Annotated in this window: 1 protein-coding gene and 1 pseudogene; one reads left to right on the plus strand and one right to left on the minus strand. The window is 59.9% G+C overall.

The genetic code is table 11. The annotated features are described in order from the left end of the window. Window positions 1-63: 63 nt before the first annotated feature. Window positions 64-1,254, minus strand: a complete 1,191-nt coding sequence (locus ACRESJ_RS34270) for a benzoate/H(+) symporter BenE family transporter (RefSeq protein WP_431761841.1) — start codon at window positions 1,252-1,254, stop codon at window positions 64-66. 363 nt (window positions 1,255-1,617) lie between these two features. Between ACRESJ_RS34270 and ACRESJ_RS34275 the strand changes: the two are divergent. Next, window positions 1,618-1,768 (plus strand): annotated as a pseudogene (locus tag ACRESJ_RS34275) (GntR family transcriptional regulator); the annotation flags it as partial.

The following is a 1,768-nucleotide window of genomic DNA, read 5'->3' on the forward strand; positions in this document are numbered from 1 at the left end:
CGATCATCCTGATTGGTCGCGGCGTCTACAGGTTTTTCGCGAGCAAGCTCGCTCCTACAGGGTTCAGGCTTTACGCCAGTTCAGAATCATCAGCGTCACCACTCCCGCCACAATCCCCCAAAACGCCGAACCGATGGAAAACAGTGTCAGCCCCGATGCCGTGACCATGAAGGTAATCAGCGCCGCTTCACGCTCCTTCACTTCGCTCATGGCGATACTCAGGCCATTGATGATCGAGCCGAACAACGCCAGTGCGGCAATCGACAGCACCAGTTCCTTGGGCAGTGCGGCAAACAGCGCCGCCAGCGTTGCACCGAACACACCGGCGATGCCGTAGAAAATTCCGCACCACACGGCTGCTGTGTAGCGTTTATTGCGATCTTCATGGGCATGTGGCCCTGTGCAGATGGCTGCGCTGATGGCGGCCAGGTTGATGCCATGGGAACCGAACGGCGCCAGCAGTAACGAGGCGATGCCCGTGGCAGTGATCAGCGGCGAGGCCGGCACGGTGTAGCCGTCGGCGCGCAGCACGGCAATACCGGGCATGTTTTGCGAAGTCATCGCCACCACGAACAACGGGATACCAATGCTGATCGTTGCGGCCAGCGAGAAATGCGGCGTGGTCCAGACCGGGGTCGCCACTTCCAGGTGGAAACCGCTGAAATCCAGCAGCCCCATGAACCCGGACAGGGCAGTACCGATCAACAAGGCCGCCAGCACGGCGTAGCGGGGTGACAGGCGTTTGACCAGCAAGTAGGTGAAGAACATGCCGAGCACCAGCGCGGTGCGATGTTGGGCCGCGACGAAAATCTCGCTGCCGATCTTGAACAGAATGCCGGCCAGTAATGCGGCCGCCAATGACGCCGGGATCTTTTTCACCAGGCGCTCGAAACTGCCGGTCAGGCCGCAAATCGTCACCAGCACTGCGCAGGTAATGTAGGCACCGATGGCTTCGCCGTAACTCACGCCACCGAGGCTGGTGATCAACAGGGCAGCGCCCGGGGTCGACCAGGCAATGGTAATGGGTGTGCGATAGCGCAGGGACAGACCGATGGAACACACCGCCATGCCGATGGAAATCGCCCAGATCCACGACGAAATCTGCCCGCTGGTCAGGCCAGCGGCTTGCCCGGCCTGGAACATCAGCACCAGGGAACTGGTGTAGCCGGTCATCATCGCGATGAATCCGGCGACGATGGCTGAAGGCGACGTATCGGCCAGGGGGCGCAACTGCGTGTGCGTGGCGTCGTTCATGACGGCAGGGATCCTGTTTGTGCTGGAGTTGTCCGGGGCGTTGCCCCCTGTAGGAGCGAGCTTGCTCGCGAAGGTCGTCAACGAAAACGCTGGGTGCCTGACACCCCGCGGTGGTCTATCGTTTTTCGCGAGCAAGCTCGCTCCTAAAGGGAGGGCGAGCAACGCCACTGTTTGTGGGTTTAAGCCTAAACTCAAAAGTAACCAGACGTTGCGATACAGCCGAGGCAACATTAAGCCGTACAGTGTGTTGCCACCGTCCATTGTGTACAATCGCAGTGTTTTTTACGCGATACTTGCCAGCGACCCACTGTGCCGTATTACAGTCACGGTCAATTCGCCGCAGTTCTCCCGACTCGAGTGCCCATGAACGAACAGTTGCAGCCCCTCAAGAAACAACCGCGAGCAGGCAAAGCCGGCCGCAGCGGTACCCAGGACGATATTGTCTACGCGCATATCTTCGAGGCCATCCTCGAACAGCGTCTGGCGCCCGGCACCAAGTTGAGCGAAGAAGCGC

This window comes from Pseudomonas sp. (assembly GCF_050739655.1).
GTDB lineage: Bacteria > Pseudomonadota > Gammaproteobacteria > Pseudomonadales > Pseudomonadaceae > Aquipseudomonas.